Origin of the sequence: Methylocystis sp. SC2, assembly GCF_000304315.1 — a bacterium.
In the GTDB taxonomy this organism is placed as follows: Bacteria; Pseudomonadota; Alphaproteobacteria; order Rhizobiales; family Beijerinckiaceae; genus Methylocystis.
Map to the genome: position 1 here is coordinate 953666 of NC_018485.1, position 16872 is coordinate 970537.

Sequence of the window (16872 nt, forward strand, 5' to 3'; positions counted from 1 at the left end):
TCAGAAAACTTTCTCGCCTTCGGCTTGGCTCACTGAAACGAGAAGCTTGTAATTGATCGCGTCGACGAGCGCCTCGAAGGACGCGTCGATGACATTGGCCGAGACGCCGACGGTCGACCACCGTTCGCCCTCGCCGTCGGCGCATTCGACGAGAACGCGCGTCACCGCATCGGTGCCGCCCTGAAACACGCGAACGCGGTAATCGACGAGCCGCACATCGTCGATGAATCGCTGATAGGCGCCAAGATCCTTGCGCAGCGCGAGATCGAGGGCGTTGACGGGGCCATTGCCTTCGGCGGCGGAAATCCGGCTCTCGCCATCCACATTGATCTTGACAATCGCCTCGGCGCCCTGGTCCTCAAAGCCGCCATTCCTGGCGAAGCGCCGATCGACCGCGACGCTGTAGCGTTCGATGTCGAAGAAATGCGGCGCCTCGCCGAGCACGCGCTTCGCGAGAAGAAAGAACGAGGCGTCGGCGCCCTCATAGGCGTAGCCTTGCGCCTCCTTCTCCTTCACCTCGTCGAGCAGCCGCGCCAGACGCGGATCGTCCTTGTCGAGGACGACGCCCAGTCGGCCAAGCTCGGCCGCGATGTTGGAGCGTCCCGCCTGATCCGATACGAGCACGCGCCGCACATTGCCGACCGATTCCGGCGTGACATGTTCATAGGTGCGCGGATCGGTCAGCACCGCCGAGGCGTGAATGCCGGCCTTGGTCGCAAAGGCGCTGGCGCCGACATAGGGCGCGTGGCGGTTCGGGGCGCGATTGAGAAGCTCGTCGAGCGCGTGGCTCACACGTGTCAGATGCGTCAGCTTCTCTTGCGTCACGCCGATCTCGAAGCGCTCGGCAAATTCGCGCTTCAGCAGCAACGTCGGGATGATCGTCGTGAGATTGGCGTTGCCGCAGCGCTCGCCAAGACCGTTGAGCGTGCCTTGAATCTGCCGCGCGCCGGCGCGCACGGCGGCGAGCGAATTCGCCACCGCCTGCCCCGTGTCGTCGTGGCAATGCACGCCGACGCGATCTCCTGGAATCTGCCTGACCACCTCCGCGACGATGCCTTCAACCTCATGCGGCAGCGTGCCGCCATTGGTGTCGCAGAGCACGATCCACCGGGCGCCGGCGTCATGCGCCGCCTTGGCGCATGCGAGCGCATAGTCAGGATTCGCCTTGAAGCCGTCGAAGAAATGTTCGCAATCGACCGCGACTTCCTTGCCGCGCGCCACCGCGGCGCTTACGGATTGCGTAAGGCCTTCGAGATTGTCCTCTTCCGTTGAACGTAAGGCGACGCGGACCTGAAAGTCCCAGCTCTTGGCGACGAAGGTGACGGCGTCGGCGCCGCTGTCGAGCAGCGCCGCGACGCCCGGATCATTCTCGACCGAGCGGCCCTGACGCCGCGTCATTCCAAAGGCGGCCAGGCGCGCGCGCAGCCTCGGAGGCTGCGCAAAAAACTCGGTGTCGAGCGGATTGGCGCCGGGATAGCCGCCCTCGACATAGTCGATTCCGAGTTCGTCCAGCATGGCGGCGATCTGACGCTTGTCGTCGAGCGAGAAATCGACGCCCGTCGTCTGCGCGCCGTCGCGCAGCGTCGTGTCGTATAGCGTCAGCCGTTCCTTGGCTCGTTCTTCGGCCATCAATGCGCTCTCCCGGCGGCGGGCTCCGCCAGCTCCTTGGTCATCGTCGTATTGCCGAGCCATTGGCCGCCGATCTCGATCATATTGCGCGTCGTGGTCACATAGCCGCGCGCCGCGAAAAAATCCTGCGCTGCGTCGGAGGCCTCGACCGTCAGCAGTGTCGCGCCGCGCGCGGCGGCGAGTTTTTCGATCGCCTCGGCGAGCGCCGCGCCAACGCCTTGGCGCGCAATGTCGGGTCGCACATAGAGCATGTCGAACGTCTTGTTGTCGCGCAGCGACGCGAAGCCGGCGATATTCCCGTCGACGAGCGCGACGATGGTCAGCGCCTCCGCGAGGCGCGACGCGAAGGCCGCTTCGTCGTCGGCTGCGGACGCCCAGGCTTCCCGCTGCGCCTCGTCATAGTCATCGGCGGCAAGCGCCTCGATGCTGGCGCGAAACAGCGCCGCGAGCCTCGCGGCGTCTGCGGGAAGATACGGCCGCAGGCCGGGCGTTCGGGCGCGGCGCGCCATCACACGATCTCGAAGGCGCGCAGCAGATGCCACGCGATGAAGACCGCGAGCGCCAGAACGATCAGCTTGAACGCGAGATAGAGCGCCCAGTGGCGCTTGAAGGGAAGCGTCTTTTTCCAGTCATCGTTGGACATCGGATATTTCCCCCAGTTCATCCCACCCGGTTCGCTTCGCCAACCACCCTCCCCGTCGAGGGGAGGGATGGGCCTGCATCAGCGAAGCGGCCAATTTCATGCGCAGCAGATTGCGCAAGCGATTCATCACGACGCCGAGTCGCGCCGTTCCGATCCCTCCCCCTTGCGGGGAGGGTGGCTCGCGCAGCGCGCCGGGTGGGGGGAATGACAAGCGCAGAGCTCATCGCTTCACCTCCCAGCTCGTCGTGCCGTCCTTATTGTCCTTGAGCGTAATGCCCATGGCTGCGAGTTCGTCGCGGATGCGGTCGGACTCGGCCCAGTTTTTTGAAGCGCGGGCGGCGTTGCGAGCGCTGATGAGGCGATCGACAATATCGCCATGTTTTTCGAAGAACGCCTGATCCCGAGCGTTCCTCCCTTCCCGAAATGCGTTCAAATCGATGCCGGAAAGCCCTAGCATGATCGAGAGAACTCGATCTGTGCGAGATTCAGAAAATGCGCGATCTAAAATTTGCATTGCGAGCGGAGTGTTCAGGTCATCGGAAAGCGCTTCCATATAGGTCGATGGAACCTCATCAGAGCGCGGAGATTGATCGGCGATCCTCCCATCCGAACCCAAAGGCGCGACGGAAAAATCCATAACGGTCATCCAATATGTAAGCTTCGTCTCCGCCTCCTCCAGCGCCTTTACGGTCCAATCGATCGGCTGGCGGTAATGCGTGCGTAGCATCGCGAGACGAAGCACCGGCCCAAGCCACTCGCGTCCACCAAACTTCTCCGTATGCAGCAGTTCATGGATCGTCACGAAATTCCCCAGGCTCTTGGACATTTTCTCGCCCTCGACCTGCAGGAAGCCATTGTGCATCCAGTAATTCGCCATCACCTCCTGGCCGAAGGCGCAGCAGCTTTGCGCGATTTCGTTTTCGTGATGCGGAAAAACGAGATCGATGCCGCCGCCGTGGATGTCGAAGGTTTCGCCAAGATGCGCGGCTGACATTGCGGAACATTCTATATGCCAGCCGGGGCGTCCCCTGCCCCAGGGACTTTGCCAACCCGGCTCATCGTCCTTCGACGGTTTCCAGAGCACGAAATCCATATCCCCGCGCTTATAGGGTGCGACATCGACGCGCGCGCCAGCGATCATTTCGTCGAGCGGACGCCTCGACAGTCGTCCGTAGGTGGGCATGGACGTCACATCGAAAAGCACATGACGATCTTCAACATATGCATGACCCGAATCGAGCAAGCGCTGAATCAATCGAACCATGTCGATCTGCTTGTCGTCGTTCCTGATGTAATCTGTTGCGCGCGGCTCGATGGTCGGATTCAAACATCCAAGAGCGCGAACGTCCTCGTGGAATATGTCGATGGTCTTATCGGTCAGTTCGCGAATGGAAATCCCGCGCTCGAACGCCCGCGCGTTGATCTTGTCGTCGACGTCGGTGATGTTGCGGACGTAAGCGACGTGCTCGGCGCCATAGAGATGGCGCAGCAGGCGAAACAGCACGTCGAAAACGATGAGCGGCCTGGCGTTGCCGATATGGGCGTAGTCGTAGACCGTCGGTCCGCAGACATACATGCGCACCTGCGCGGGATCGATCGGACGGAATTCCTCCTTCGTCCGGGTCAGCGTATTGTAGATTTTCAGCGCAGGCGTCGACATGAATTTCCCCGCAAGGCCGCCGGCCGGGGCGTCGCTTCATGTCGTGGGATAGACGTGACGGCTCCGGCCAGCGTGATCGCTAGCTGATAATGGTCTTCCGACAAATGGTGAGCCGAGGCGTCATGGCGGCGACCATGCGCCAAAGCGCGCCGCCGCGTCAAGCGCGAGCCAATACGAGCCGCGGCGGTTTAACTCGGGTTTTACCGCTTTGCGCTAGCTCTGACGGAGGCCGTCTCGGCCATTTGGGACTCGTTCATTATGTGGAAATATGAGGCGCCGATCGCGCGGCGCGCACTTGCGCTGCTGCTCGCGGGCGCACTGTTCGGCGCCGGCTACGCCTGCGACGCACAGGCCGAGGCGAGCGCGGGCGCCGCCTATGTGATCTCCGATCAAGAGGGCTACGGCCTGACGGAATGCCTCACGCACAAGGGCGATTGCGGCAAGATCGTCGCCGACTCCTGGTGCGCGGCGCACGGCCATGGCGCGGCCCGAACCTACGGCCGCGCCAACGATGTGACCGCCTCTGTCGACGTCCAAACTGCGCGCGCCTCCGAGCCGGACGCCGCGGTCGTCGCCTGCGTCGATTAGCGTCAGCGCAGAAACTCTCCGCAGCGCGGGACGTCGTTCTGGCCGGCCCAGGGCTGAATGGCGAGGGTCGAGGTCGAGCTCTCGGGCGAGCCTTCAACGAGCTTGTCGGAATAGACCATATAGATCAGCACATTGCGCTTCGCATCGCAGCCGCGAACGATATGCATGCGCTTGAACAGCAGCGACCGCCGCTCGCTGAACGCCGTATCGCCCTGGCCGAACTTCTCCTTGAACTTGATCGGGGCGTATTGCCGGCAGGCGAGCGAAACCTCCGACGACTGCTCCGCCACGCCGAACATGCCGGCGACGCCGCCTTTTTCATGCGCCGTATAGTAGCAGACGACGCCGTCGATCACCGGGTCGTCGATTCCGTAGGTCGCGAGCTTGTCGTTTGGCGTAAGAAGCTTGAAATCCACAGATTTGCGGAAGATGAGATCCGGTCCATTCTGCGCCAAGGCCGTCGCGGCGCCGAAACAAAGAAAGGCCGTCGAAATCAGAGCCAGAAATTTGGAACGCTTCATGTCGGCAACCTCCTTGATCACGCCGCCTTCGGCGGAATCGCCCAAAGTCGGACAACGTGATCGATCTCGAAAGCTTAGAGCGCGCTCTCCACAAAACCGAATTCCACTTTTTCGCGAGCCGCGCTCGAGCGACGCCGTTGCCGATATGGGCGAAGCGCCGCGGCAAGGGAAGGGCTTCGACCCTGGACGCGGCAAAAAATTGACGCGCCGAGCGGTTGGCGGCGTCCGCCGGCGCCTTGTTGCCGACATGATGGGCGCGATTAATCGAGCGACGTTTGCTCTGCGGCCGGGATTGGTGAAAATGACGCGATTCGTCGCAAGCGACGCGCGCCGGAGCGTCAGTCGCAAGCGATCGCGCAAGCGTTGCTCGGCTCCTTACGAGCGTGTGAAGAGCGAAACTTCAATGAGGCCGCGATCATAGACCTCTTTTTGACGAAATGCGCCTCGAAGCGGACGAAGCTGGCGGTCGCCGCCGGCGTCGCGGTCGGTCTTTTCGCCGTTTCGCCCGCCGCAGGCGAATCATCCTACTGCACGGAGCTGCGCGCGCAGATCGCCCGCGCCGGCTCGGGCGGCGGCGCGGGGCGATTCCAGGCCGCGGCGGCCAAGCAGCGCGGCGAATACGCGCGCGTCGCCGCGCGAGGTCGCGCGCTGGGGTGCGACCGCGGCCAATTCCTGTTCTTCGGCGATCCGCCGCCGCCCCAGTGCGGACAAATCAACGCCCAACTGCACCAACTCTCGGGCGCCGTCGCGGCCTACGAACGGGCGAGCGCCGACGACGGCGGCCAGCGTCAGGCGCTTGTCGCCCGCTACGAGGCGGAGTGCCGCAATCCTCAGGCGCGCGTCGCCCGGCCGCGCAATTTCTTCGAGGAGCTGTTCGGCGTCGCGCCGGACGACGGCTCTGGCATGCGCGAAGTTCCGGTCGGTCCGGACCCGGATCAGGAACCTTCGGACGGAACGCCGCGCGGGGGCCCAATGGCGATCTGCGTGCGCGCGTGCGACGGGGGCTTTTTCCCGATCAGCTATTCGGCGCGCAGCTCCAATCTCGACGATCTCGCGGCGATGTGCCGGGCGCTGTGTCCGAACGCCGAGGTGAAACTCTACACGGCGTCGCAATGGAAGGGTCTCAGTTCCGCCCTTTCGATCGACGGCGAGGCTTATTCGAACCATCCCAACGCGCATAAATTCGAGACGTCTTATGATCCGTCCTGCGGCTGCAAGCCGCCGGGCCAGTCTTGGGCCGAGGCGCTCGCCGACGCCGAGCGGCTGATCGCCGAGCGCAATGCGAAAGATCAGGTCGTCACCGCGGAGCAGGCCGAGCAATTGTCGCGGGCGCTGCCGCCCGGCGTCGCGCGCGGTCGGAAAGCGAAGGGCTCCGCGCCGGCGGCGCCTGAGCCGACGACGACGGCGCAACCCGCGGCCCAGGCGCAGCCCGTCGAGGATGGCGCAGCCGCGGCGCCGGAAACCTATCGCGAAATCGTCGGACCCGATGGGATCAAGCGCCGCGTGCGAGTCGTCGCGCCGGCGTTGTGAGCTTGTTTCTCCGCCCTGTCAGGGCATATGCGCCTTGACCGTCTCGATCAGCTGTTTGATCGAGAACGGCTTCGCCAGAAAACCGAAGTCGCCCTCGGGAAGGTTTTTGGCGAAGGCCTCTTCGGCGTAGCCGGAAACGAAGATCACCTTCGCCGCGACGCCGCGCTTGCGCAGTTCGGCGAACATCGCGGGACCGTCCATCTCCGGCATCACCACGTCGGAGACGATGAGATCGATCTTGCCGTCGACGCGTTCGACGACCTCGAGCGCCTCCATGCCCGTCGCCGCTTCGAGCACAGTGAATCCGCGCGAACTCAAGGCGCGCGCGCCGATCGAGCGCACCGCGTCCTCGTCTTCGACAAGGAGAACCACGCCCTGTCCCGTGTAGTCCGCGGCGACCTTGGGCGTATCGGCCTTTTGCGACGTCTCCTTCTCCTCCGGCGCGTAGCGCGGCAGGAAAATGCGGAACACCGCGCCCCGCCCGACCTCGCTGTCGACGAAGATGAAGCCGCCCGACTGCTTGACGATGCCGAAGACCGTCGAAAGGCCAAGCCCCGTGCCTTTGCCGACCTCCTTCGTCGTGAAGAAGGGTTCGAAGATCTTTTCTTTCACATCGGCGGGAATGCCGCTGCCCGAGTCCTCGACCTCAACCAGCACATAATCCGCCGCCGGCAGCGCCGCTTCGTTGAAGGCGGCGCATTCCGAGGCGGCGACGTTGCGCGTGCGAATCTGCACCCGACCGCCCGACTCCAGCATGGCGTCGCGGGCGTTGACGACGAGATTGATGATCACCTGTTCGAACTGGGTGATGTCGGCCTTCACGAACCAGAGATCGCGACCCAGACGCAGTTCGAGCTCGTTCTTTTCGCCGACGACGCGGCGCAGCAAATTCTGCACTTCGGAAAGCGCGTCGCCGAGCTGCAGGACTTGCGGGCGCAGCGTCTGTCGGCGGGAGAAGGCGAGCAGTTGGCGCGTCAGGCCCGCCGCGCGATTGGCCGTTTCCTTGATCTGGCGAATGTCGCGGAAGGCTGGGTCGGTCGGCCGGTGGCTGGAGAGCAGCAGATCCGAATAGCCGATGATCGCCGTCAGCATATTGTTGAAGTCATGCGCGATGCCGCCGGCGAGCTGGCCGACCGCATTCATCTTCTGCGACTGCGCGAACTCCTCCTGCAGCTTGCGCTGCTCGGTGGTATCGAGCGCATAGACCATCGCGCCTTTCTTGCCGGCGTCCTCGGCGGAAGAGACGAAGAAACGCGCCGAACGCGTCGCCGCGCCGGCCGCGTCTTCCTCGAAGACGACATTGATCGGGCGCACTTCGCCTTTGCCTTCGATCGCATCTTCGATCGCGGCGCGCAGGGCGGCGCCGTCGCGTTCGCCGAGTCCTCTCAGCACCGACCATGGCGCCGCCGCCGCGCCCTGGCCCGACTTCAACGCCTGGGGCAGCAATTTTGCAAAAGCGGCGTTCGACGTCAGCACGCGGCCCTCGCCGTCGAGCGTCGCCATCGCCATCGGCGTCGAATTGAAGAAGCGCGCGAAACGCACCTCCGCCGCGCGCAAATTCTCTTCCGGCTGCTCGCCGGAGGCGCGGTTGAGCACCAAGGTGCGTGACGGGCCGGCTTCGCCGTCCTGGCCGAACGCGACCTGGTGCAGCAGCCTGACGGGCAGCGACTTGCCGTTGCGGCATCGCAGGTCGAGGTCGATCTGCTCGGCGCGCACGTCCCCCGGCGCGCCCGACATGGCGGCGAGAAGCGCCGCGCCGCTATGCGCGACGATGGAGGACAGCGTCGCGCCGCCAGAGCCGACTTGCGTGAGATCATAGCCCAGCCAGCCGGCAAGCGTTTTGTTCATATAAGAGACGGCGCCGTCCGGACTCGCGGAAAAAAACCCCGCCGGCGCGTGATCGAGAAAGTCGATCGCGTGCTGCAGCTCCTGGAAGACGTTCTCCTGCCGCTGTCGATCGGCGGTCACGTCGGCCACCGCCCATAGACAGAACCGTCCGCTCGACGTCGTCGGCAGCGGCCGAACGCGAATCCGATACCAGCCGACCGGCCCCTGCCCCGAGAGCGGCGGCGAAAGCCGCAGATCTTCGCTATGCGAAACGCCCGCCCGCGCCGCCTGCGCCAATCTGTAGATCGCCTCGGAGACCTCGGGCGGCCCTGAGAACAGCCGCTCGACCGGCTGAACGCCGGAAGCGTCTTTCGCATCGCACATCGCCGTATAGGCGTCATTGGCGTAAACGATGCGCGCGTCGCCTCTGGTGACGAGCAGCCCTTCTCCGGACGTGTCGGCGATGAGCTTCGTCACATCATTGCCCGCGACTCGGCCGGAGAAGTGAATCAATCCGACCGCATAGGCGAAGAGAAAGAAGATTCCGGCGACGCCGAAAACCGCGAGCGCCAGAATGGTGACGCGCGGCGCGAGGTCCGAAGGCGTCAGGTAATAGACGGCGACGCCCGCAACCAACGCAATGACGAGGGCGAGCGTCAATCCCGCATTGGCGGGCCGCTCGCTGCGTCCTAAGTCGGACGCTTCGGTCCTGTCGCTCATTTCTTAACCACCCGCGTCATATATCGCCGATCGCGACGGCCATGCTGACGCCGGCGCGCCGATTATTAGTCTGCCGACGCCTACAGAATCATCTAAAACAATGGCCGTGAACGCCAATAATAGCAACGCCGAACGTTGGAAGGGCGCTGATTAGTCAAACATTAACCATTCATTAACCTTTTTTCGGCGCTTGCCAGGAAAGCTGTTAATTTGGCAAGGTTCACGCGCGTTCGAACGAGAGACTAGCCGTTCATGCCCGATAAATTCACTCAACTGCTGCCGGCGCTTGGAGCGCTCGTTGCGTTCCTCGTTGCTGCGGTGCTCGTGCTTTATATTTACCGTCTGTTGTTCGGACGCCGCATCCGTTCGCCGGGCGGCCGCAATCGCGCGCGCCGGCTGGACGTCGTCGACGTCTACGACCTCGACCGCGAGCGCCAGCTCGTCATTGTGCGGCGCGACAACGTTGAACATCTGCTGCTGATCGGCGGTCCTACCGACATCCTCGTCGAAGCGACGATCAGCCGGGTGGAAGGCGCCGTCAGCCGCGGGCCGGAACAGCGTCCCGGAGCGCCGGCGGCGGCGAACTGGCCGGCCGGGCCGCCGGCTCCGCCACGAGAGCTGGAGACGCCGCCGCCGAAGCCCGCGGCGGCGGGCCCCGTCAATCTGCCGCCTGACCTCTTCGCGCCGGCGCCGCCGAGGCCTGCGGCGCCGCCGCCTCCCCCGCCGCCGCCGCCCGCCGGACCAAGAGTTTCGAGTCCGGCCGCTCCGCAGCGCCCGGCGCCGCCCCGCTCGCCGACGCCGCCTTTCCTGGCGCGCGCTCAGCAGCGGCTGGCCCCGCGTCCGAAGGAGCCGCCGCCAGAAGCCGCGGCCCCGTCTCCGCCCCCTCCGCCGCCCGCAGCTCCTCCCAGACCGGCGGAGCCGCCGCCGGCGCCAAGACCCGCTGCGCCGCCGCCTCCCGCGCCGCCGCCGGCCGCCGCCCGGCCTGCAGCGCCACCGCCTGCGCCCCCGCCGCCGCCCAAGCCCGCGGCGCCGCCGCCTCCACCGCCGCCGGCGGCTCCGGCCGACGTGGATCCGCTGGACTCGCTTGAAGCGGAGATGGCGCGACTGCTCGGCCGCCCGGATCAGAAGGAATAGACCAAGAGGCGCAGCGCTCGAGATACGCTGGCCTTACGCCGTTAAGTGTTGACAAGGCTAGTGGTCAGCAAAGCGCCTGAGTTGGAAAAAAATTGCTCCGGCAGCAATCGATGCAGCTGTTCGACTCGGAAGGCGCTTCCGCCTAAAGCAGAGGCGGGCGCGCCCAACCCGCGTTAGGAGTTGGCTCTTGTCGCCCTTCTCGGTTCCCGAAACTGTCGCACGCTACGCCGAAGGTCCGGTGAGGAAGGTGCCAGGCTTCCACGCTTTGCAGCGGATGACGGGCGTGCTTCTCGCCGAGCGAGTTCCGGAAGATGGCAATTTGCTCGTTCTCGGCGCGGGAGGCGGACTGGAACTGAAGGCCTTTGCCGAGACGCATCCCGGATGGCGCTTCTGCGGCGTTGATCCATCAGCGGAAATGCTGGGGTTGGCGGAGCGCACGCTCGGTCCGTTCGCGGAGCGCGTCGACTTGCACCTGGGCTATATCGATAGCGCGCCTGCGGGTCCTTTCGATGCGGCGACGTGCCTTCTAACCATGCACTTCATTCCGGAGGAGGAGCGGCGACGCACGATGGCCGAGATCCATCGGCGCTTGCGCTCCGGCTCTCCATTCGTCGTGGCCCACCACAGCTTTCCGCAGCAAGATGGGGAAAAGGCGAAATGGCTCGCGCGCTATGCCGCCTTCGCGGCCGCGTCGGGAGACCCAGACTCGAACGCGGAAAACGCGATCGCCGCCATCGGCGAGCGCTTGCCCATTCTGTCTCCAGAGCAGGACGAAGCTATATTGCTAGATGCAGGATTCACCGACGTGACCCTGTTCTATGCGGGTTTCACGTTCAGGGGGTGGGTGGGGTACAAGCCTTAACCGCCGATGTGTTAGCTGACGGTCGCGAAACCTCATTCGGCAGCATACCCGGGCGCGCGGTGGGGCCGCGAGCTCCAAGGACCGGCGGCGCCGGCCAGCCTTCGTTCGAAGCTGGCTTCGCCTGCTCAATCGTCTCGATAGACTTTTTCGCGCCGTTCGTGACGCTCCTGCGCCTCGATCGACAGTGTCGCGATTGGACGGGCGTCGAGGCGCTTGAGGGAGATCGGCTCCCCCGTTTCCTCGCAATAACCGTAACTGCCGTCGTCGAGGCGCGTCAGCGCCGCGTCGATCTTGGCGATGAGCTTGCGCTGCCGGTCGCGCGCGCGCAGTTCGATGGCGCGATCGGTTTCGGACGACGCGCGGTCCGCCAGATCAGGATGGTTTTCGTTTTCATTCTGCAGAGTGGCGAGCGTTTCCCGACTCTCTTGTAGAATGTCCTCCTTCCAAGCCAGCAGTTTGCGCCGGAAATATTCGCGCTGCCGATCGCACATGAAGGGTTCGTCTTCGGAAGGCTTATACGTTTCTTCCAGATCCACCGCCATCTCGCGAATCCTTAATTGGCCTATAGGCGACGCCTATATAGCTGCGCCGGACGCCACATACAATCATTCCCCGCGCCGCCCTCACTCCATGGCTCTGCGCAGATTTTCGTCGATCTTGTCCAGGAAGCCTGTCGTCGACAGCCATTTCTGATTGCAGCCGACAAGCAGGGCAAGATCCTTGGTCATGAAGCCCGACTCGACGGTTGCGACGCACACATCCTCGAGCGTGCGGGCGAAACGGGTCAGTTCGTCATTCCCATCGAGCTTGCCGCGATGCGCGAGCGCGCGCGTCCAGGCGAAAATCGAGGCGATCGAATTGGTCGAGGTCTCATGCCCCTTCTGGTGCTCGCGATAGTGGCGCGTCACCGTGCCGTGCGCGGCTTCGGCCTCGACGGTCTTGCCGTCGGGCGTCATCAGCACGCTCGTCATCAGGCCGAGCGAACCGAAGCCCTGCGCCACCGTGTCGGATTGGACGTCGCCGTCGTAATTCTTGCAGGCCCAAATATAGCCGCCAGACCATTTGAGCGCCGAGGCGACCATATCGTCGATCAGACGATGCTCGTAGGTGAGGCCGAGCGCCTCGAATTTCGATTTGAACTCGGCGTCGTAAATTTCTTGGAACAGATCTTTGAATCGGCCGTCATAGGCCTTGAGGATCGTGTTCTTGGTCGACAGATACACCGGATATCTGCGCGTCAGCCCGTAGTTGAACGTGGCGCGCGCGAATTCGCTGATCGACTCGTCAAGATTGTACATCGCCAGCGCGACGCCGGCGCCGGGGAAGTTGAAGACTTCCTTCTCGATGACGTCGCCGTCGACGCCTTCGAATTTGATCGTCAGACGGCCCTTGCCCGGCACTTTGAAGTCGGTGGCCTTATATTGATCGCCGAATGCATGGCGCCCGACGATGATCGGCTGCGTCCATCCCGGCACCAGGCGCGGCACGTTCCTGCAGATGATCGGCTCGCGGAAGATGACGCCGCCGAGGATGTTGCGGATCGTGCCGTTCGGCGACTTCCACATCTCCTTCAGATTGAATTCCTTCACCCGCGCTTCGTCGGGGGTGATCGTCGCGCATTTGACGCCGACGCCATGCTTTTTGATGGCGTAAGCCGCGTCGATCGTCACCTGATCATTGGTGGCGTCGCGATTTTGAATCGAGAGATCGTAATAAAGGAGATCGACGTCGAGATAGGGCCGGATGAGCTTTTCTTTGATGGCGGCCCAGATGATGCGGGTCATTTCATCGCCGTCGAGTTCGACGACAGGGCTCGCAACCTTGATCTTCCGCATGCGCCGGCTCCTCCTGTGCCGCGCGCCTTATAGCGTCGGCTAAAGGTTTTGGGTAGCAATTGGGAGGCCTTTCTCTCAGCGCCGAACCCGCCCTTCCCCCCGCGCGCTTTCCGCCCTAATTTGCCGCCGCTTTAGGGCGAGGAGGCGAATTGGTCGGGGCCGGAACGGATCGCAGCAAGACGGCCCTCTCGGGGGGGCCGGCGATTGTGCTCGTGCGCCCGCAGCTCGCCGTCAACATCGGCATGTGCGCGCGCGCCATGGCCAACTTCGGCCTCTCCGATCTGCGCCTCGTCTCGCCGCGCGAAGGCTGGCCGCGCACCGGCGCCTATCGCAAGGGCGCCTATGCGGCGGCGGCCGGCGCCGTGCATCTCCTCGAAAGCGCGAAACTCTACGAGAGCGTCCGCGAGGCGATCGAGGATCTCTCCTTCGTTTACGCCGCGACGGCGCGCGGACGCGGCCAGATGAAGCCGGTGCTGACGCCGGCGCAGGCGATGCCGGGCGCGGCGGCGCGCATAACGGCGGGCGAGAAGTATGGCGTGCTGTTTGGCCCCGAGCGCACCGGCCTCGACAATGACGACGTCGCGCTCGCCGACGCCATCCTCACCTTTCCGGTCAATCCCGCTTATGCCTCGCTCAATCTCGCGCAGGCGGTGCTGCTCACCGGCTATGAATGGTTTCGCGCCGCGCATGGCGACGCCATTCCCTTCGAGATCGAAGAGCGTTCGCCCCCGGCGACGCGCGAGATGACGCTGGCCTTTTTCGATTTTCTCGAAGGCGAACTCGACAAGCGCGGCTTCTTCCGTCCGCTGACGAAAAAGCCCGTGATGTCGCGCAATCTGCGCAACATGTTCCACCGCATGAGTCTGACCGAGCAGGACGTGCGCACGCTGTGGGGCATGGTCGTGCGGCTGGTGGAGGGGCCGCGAAGGGAGCCCAAGAAGCCGAGCCGCAAGAAGCAGGCGGAAGGCGCGGACTCCTGAGCCGCCGCACCTGTGACGACGCGACCGTTCTAGTGAAGCGACCGCTTGCCTTCCCGCCGCGTGGGCGGCGCGGCGAGCGGGCTCGCCTGATGGTGCACGAGCCGCCAGCGCTCCCCGCTCCAGCGAAACCAGTTGGTCGCGAGTAGCAGCCCGCCGCCGACCTCCTCGATGCAAAAGACCCGGCCGTCGGCGCCCTCGACGAGCGTCTGCGGATCTCGCGTCGTGACCGCTTCCTGCGCCGGGTTACGAAAAATATCGCGGTAGGAGGCGAGCACCGGCATGCGCCCGACGAGCGCCGGCCATCCCGGGTGAACGCAGGAACAGCCCTCCTCCGCCCAAAGATCGTTCAAGGCGCCAAGGTCACGTGCGGCGAAGGCCCGGTAATAAGCAGCGTTGGCGTCGAGCAGCGAGATTTCATCCATCGGGGGACACTGCGAGATTCGATTGGGCATGGCAAATGCAAGACGGGGCCCAGAGAGAATGTTCATGGATGCGCTGACCTGGTTCGGGCTCTTCGCCGTAAGCGCGATGCTGCTGGCCTATGCGCTGGAAGAACGCAGCCATTGGTTCGTGCTGGGATTCGCCGCCGCCTGCGCTTTGGGGTCGATCTACGGATTTCTTCAAGGCGCCTGGCCCTTCGGCCTGATCGAGGCGGTATGGGCGCTGGTCGCGCTCAAGCGGTGGCGGTCGCGGCGAAGCGCCTCGCAAGAGTGCGGCGAAGCGCTTAAATGTAATGTCGACGATGTCACAGAACGCCCAATTTGTGTTATCGCGCACTTCGCGCCGGCCTTGAACCGGACGCAGGAGACTCCCGATGTTCATCCAGACTGAAGCCACCCCCAACCCCGCGACGCTCAAGTTTTTGCCCGGCCAGGACGTCTTGGGCCAGGGCGCGATGGAATTCCGCTCGCGCGACGCCGCCGCCCACGCGCCCCTCGCCGAGGCGCTGCTCTCCATCGAGGGCGTCGAGGCGGTGATGTATGGCGCGGATTTCGTCTCGGTGACGAAGAACGGCGCCGAATGGCCGCATCTGAAGCCGGCCATTCTTGGCACGATCATGGAGCATTTCGCCTCCGGCGCGCCGCTCCTGACCGAAGGCGCGGCGCCGGCGCAGTCCAGCGGCGAGTTCTATGACTCGGCCGACGCGGAGACGGTCGCCACGATCAAGGAGCTGATCGAGACGCGCGTGCGCCCGGCGGTCGCCGGCGACGGCGGCGACATCGTCTTCCGCGGCTTCAAAGACGGGGTCGTCTATCTTGCCATGAAGGGCGCCTGCTCCGGATGCCCGTCCTCCACCGCGACGTTGCGGCACGGCATCGAGAACCTGCTCAAACATTTCCTGCCGCAGGTGAAGGCGGTCGAGCCGGCGTAGGGGCGGCGTCGCGGAGGCGACATTGATCGCGCCCCGAAAAGCGTCATAATCAACGAATCATGCGAATCCTTGCGATTGACACCGCTCTGCCAGCCGTCTCGGCCTGCGTGCTGGACCATGACGCGGCGGCGCCGATCGCCGCCGAGTCGATCGAGATGGAGCGCGGCCACGCCGAGGCGCTGCTGCCCCTGATCCGGCGAATCATGAGCAGGGTCGAGGGCGGGTTCGCCTCGCTCGACCGCGTCGCGGTGACGGTCGGCCCCGGCTCCTTCACCGGCATCCGCATCGGCCTCGCCGCCGGTCAGGCGATCGCGCTCGCCTGCAAGGCCGAGATCGTCGGCGTCTCGACGCTGGCCGCGCTTGCGGCGCCGCTGATTATCGATCCTTTCGACGGCGTCGTCGCGGCGGCGATCGACGCGCGCCACGACAAAGTCTACATCGCCGCCTTTGGCCCGGGCGGCCGCCCGCTGCTCACCGCGCGCCGCATGAACGCCCCCGAAGCGCTACGCGCGCTCGGGACCGGCCCGCTGCTTCTGACCGGCTCCGGCGCGCCGCTCCTTGCGAAGGAGGCGCGCGCCCGCGGCGTTCCGGTCCGGATCGCGAGCGAGCGGCCTACGCCCGATATCGTCCTCGTGGCGCGTCTGGGCCTTGCCGCGCAGCCTGACACCGCGCCGGCGCGGCCGCTTTATCTTAAAGAGCCCGACGTCACCATGCCGAGCCCGCGGTCAGACCCGCACAAGGATGCGGGCTTGGGCGATGCGGCCGCCCGAGCCCGGGCCGCCGCCACGGCTCAGGCGTGAGCTTGCGCCATGACGCTGCTCTCGTCCTTCTTCGCCAAGCCGACTTTCGTCATCGAACCCATCGGCGCTGAGCGCGCCGATGACTGCGAACGTCTGCACGGAGCGTCCTTCGCCTTTGGCTGGTCGAAAATCGACTTCGAGAATTATCTGACCGACCCCCATATCATCGCCGACGGCGCGGTCGCGGAGGGCCGCAAGGGCGAACTTGGGGGCTTCATCCTCTCGCGGCTGACGCCGCCCGACGCCGAAGTCCTCACTTTCGCGGTGAACCCCGCGAGACGCGGCGCGGGACTGGGCCGGCGCATTCTTGAAAAGCATCTCGAAAATCTCGAGCGCGGCGGCGCCCGGCTCGTCTTTCTCGAGGTGGCCGACGACAATGAGGCCGCGCTGAAGCTCTACGCCCGGGAAGGCTTCAAAGAGATCGGCAGGCGGGAGAATTACTATCAACGCGCCGACGGCGAACGGCGCGCGGCGATCGCGCTGCGGCTGGAGATCTGAACGCGACAGCTCATCGCACAGGCGGTCGTCGAGGGTTTGACGCTGCTGACGGCGGATGCGCTCCTGGCGACCTTCCCGGGGCCGGTAGAAAAAATATAAGGGCGCAGATTCTTCGCGCCACGAACGGCGTCGCGGCGCAAAATGTCGTATAGTGCGCGCGCTGGGCGCCCAGGCGCGCCGAGTCGCGGCGGGCGCGTGAGACGGAGCGACAAAAATAAGCACGGAAGTTTTAGACGCGATTGAGACGTCGCCGCGGGCGGGCGAGGCTCCGTC

17 protein-coding genes and 1 pseudogene are annotated in these 16872 nt (G+C 64.8%); 9 read left to right on the forward strand and 9 right to left on the reverse strand.

What is annotated here, in order from left to right; genetic code table 11:
- The 4 genes from cimA to cysS all read right to left on the reverse strand — a co-directional run bounded on the left by cimA (position 1) and on the right by cysS (position 3932).
- Complete coding sequence (gene cimA / locus BN69_RS04490; RefSeq protein ID WP_014890369.1) at positions 1–1629, reverse strand: citramalate synthase; 1629 nt, start codon at positions 1627–1629, stop codon at positions 1–3.
- Positions 1629–2138: a GNAT family N-acetyltransferase gene (locus BN69_RS04495; RefSeq protein ID WP_014890370.1), complete on the reverse strand. Its 510-nt coding sequence runs from the start codon at positions 2136–2138 to the stop codon at positions 1629–1631. Before BN69_RS04495 ends, cimA begins: the two co-directional genes overlap by 1 nt.
- A complete protein-coding gene (locus tag BN69_RS19950) occupies positions 2138–2272 on the reverse strand; it encodes a hypothetical protein (RefSeq protein ID WP_256364807.1) in 135 nt (44 codons plus the stop codon). Before BN69_RS19950 ends, BN69_RS04495 begins: the two co-directional genes overlap by 1 nt.
- 220 nt (positions 2273–2492) lie before the next feature.
- A complete protein-coding gene (gene cysS / locus BN69_RS04500; RefSeq protein WP_014890372.1) occupies positions 2493–3932 on the reverse strand; it encodes a cysteine--tRNA ligase in 1440 nt (479 codons plus the stop codon).
- A 258-nt stretch (positions 3933–4190) separates the two neighbouring features.
- On the opposite strand from cysS, the gene BN69_RS04505 reads away from it, so the two are divergent.
- The gene (locus tag BN69_RS04505; RefSeq protein WP_014890373.1) at positions 4191–4520 is read left to right on the forward strand and encodes a hypothetical protein; all 330 of its coding nucleotides are present in this window, start codon (positions 4191–4193) and stop codon (positions 4518–4520) included.
- Positions 4521–4522: 2 nt separating this feature from the next.
- Here the strand turns inward: BN69_RS04505 and BN69_RS04510 are convergent, their stop codons facing one another.
- The gene (locus BN69_RS04510) at positions 4523–5041 is read right to left on the reverse strand and encodes a CreA family protein (RefSeq protein ID WP_041927152.1); all 519 of its coding nucleotides are present in this window, start codon (positions 5039–5041) and stop codon (positions 4523–4525) included.
- Between the two features lie 429 nt (positions 5042–5470).
- Here BN69_RS04510 and BN69_RS04515 point away from each other — a divergent pair, with 429 nt between their 5' ends.
- On the forward strand, positions 5471–6571 hold the full coding sequence (locus BN69_RS04515) for a DUF2865 domain-containing protein (protein WP_244435035.1): 1101 nt from the start codon (positions 5471–5473) through the stop codon (positions 6569–6571).
- An 18-nt stretch (positions 6572–6589) separates the two neighbouring features.
- Here BN69_RS04515 and cckA read toward each other — a convergent pair whose 3' ends face one another.
- Entirely contained in the window at positions 6590–9118 is a 2529-nt protein-coding gene (gene cckA / locus BN69_RS04520) for a cell cycle histidine kinase CckA (RefSeq protein WP_014890376.1), read from the reverse strand.
- 252 nt (positions 9119–9370) lie between these two features.
- On the opposite strand from cckA, the gene BN69_RS04525 reads away from it, so the two are divergent.
- Complete coding sequence (locus BN69_RS04525) at positions 9371–10252, forward strand: hypothetical protein (protein ID WP_014890377.1); 882 nt, start codon at positions 9371–9373, stop codon at positions 10250–10252.
- Between the two features lie 187 nt (positions 10253–10439).
- Positions 10440–11114 carry a class I SAM-dependent methyltransferase gene (locus BN69_RS04530; protein WP_014890378.1) on the forward strand — a complete coding sequence of 225 codons (675 nt, stop codon included), beginning with the start codon at positions 10440–10442 and terminating at the stop codon, positions 11112–11114.
- Between the two features lie 125 nt (positions 11115–11239).
- Here BN69_RS04530 and dksA read toward each other — a convergent pair whose 3' ends face one another.
- A complete protein-coding gene (gene dksA / locus BN69_RS04535; protein ID WP_014890379.1) occupies positions 11240–11656 on the reverse strand; it encodes an RNA polymerase-binding protein DksA in 417 nt (138 codons plus the stop codon).
- A gap of 81 nt (positions 11657–11737) precedes the next feature.
- Positions 11738–12949, reverse strand: coding sequence for an NADP-dependent isocitrate dehydrogenase (locus BN69_RS04540; RefSeq protein WP_014890380.1), 1212 nt, complete (start codon positions 12947–12949; stop codon positions 11738–11740).
- 149 nt (positions 12950–13098) lie between these two features.
- Here BN69_RS04540 and BN69_RS04545 point away from each other — a divergent pair, with 149 nt between their 5' ends.
- Entirely contained in the window at positions 13099–13929 is an 831-nt protein-coding gene (locus BN69_RS04545; protein WP_014890381.1) for an RNA methyltransferase, read from the forward strand.
- A 29-nt stretch (positions 13930–13958) separates the two neighbouring features.
- Here BN69_RS04545 and BN69_RS04550 read toward each other — a convergent pair whose 3' ends face one another.
- The gene (locus BN69_RS04550; protein ID WP_014890382.1) at positions 13959–14351 is read right to left on the reverse strand and encodes a nuclear transport factor 2 family protein; all 393 of its coding nucleotides are present in this window, start codon (positions 14349–14351) and stop codon (positions 13959–13961) included.
- A gap of 64 nt (positions 14352–14415) precedes the next feature.
- Here BN69_RS04550 and BN69_RS04555 point away from each other — a divergent pair.
- The 4 genes and pseudogenes from BN69_RS04555 to BN69_RS04570 all read left to right on the forward strand — a co-directional run.
- Positions 14416–14622 (forward strand): annotated as a pseudogene (locus BN69_RS04555) (hypothetical protein); the annotation flags it as partial.
- A gap of 121 nt (positions 14623–14743) precedes the next feature.
- Positions 14744–15301 carry a NifU family protein gene (locus tag BN69_RS04560; protein WP_014890384.1) on the forward strand — a complete coding sequence of 186 codons (558 nt, stop codon included), beginning with the start codon at positions 14744–14746 and terminating at the stop codon, positions 15299–15301.
- A 59-nt stretch (positions 15302–15360) separates the two neighbouring features.
- Positions 15361–16101, forward strand: coding sequence for a tRNA (adenosine(37)-N6)-threonylcarbamoyltransferase complex dimerization subunit type 1 TsaB (gene tsaB, locus BN69_RS04565; protein WP_014890385.1), 741 nt, complete (start codon positions 15361–15363; stop codon positions 16099–16101).
- Between the two features lie 9 nt (positions 16102–16110).
- A complete protein-coding gene (locus tag BN69_RS04570; protein ID WP_014890386.1) occupies positions 16111–16599 on the forward strand; it encodes a GNAT family N-acetyltransferase in 489 nt (162 codons plus the stop codon).
- Positions 16600–16872: the final 273 nt, after the last annotated feature.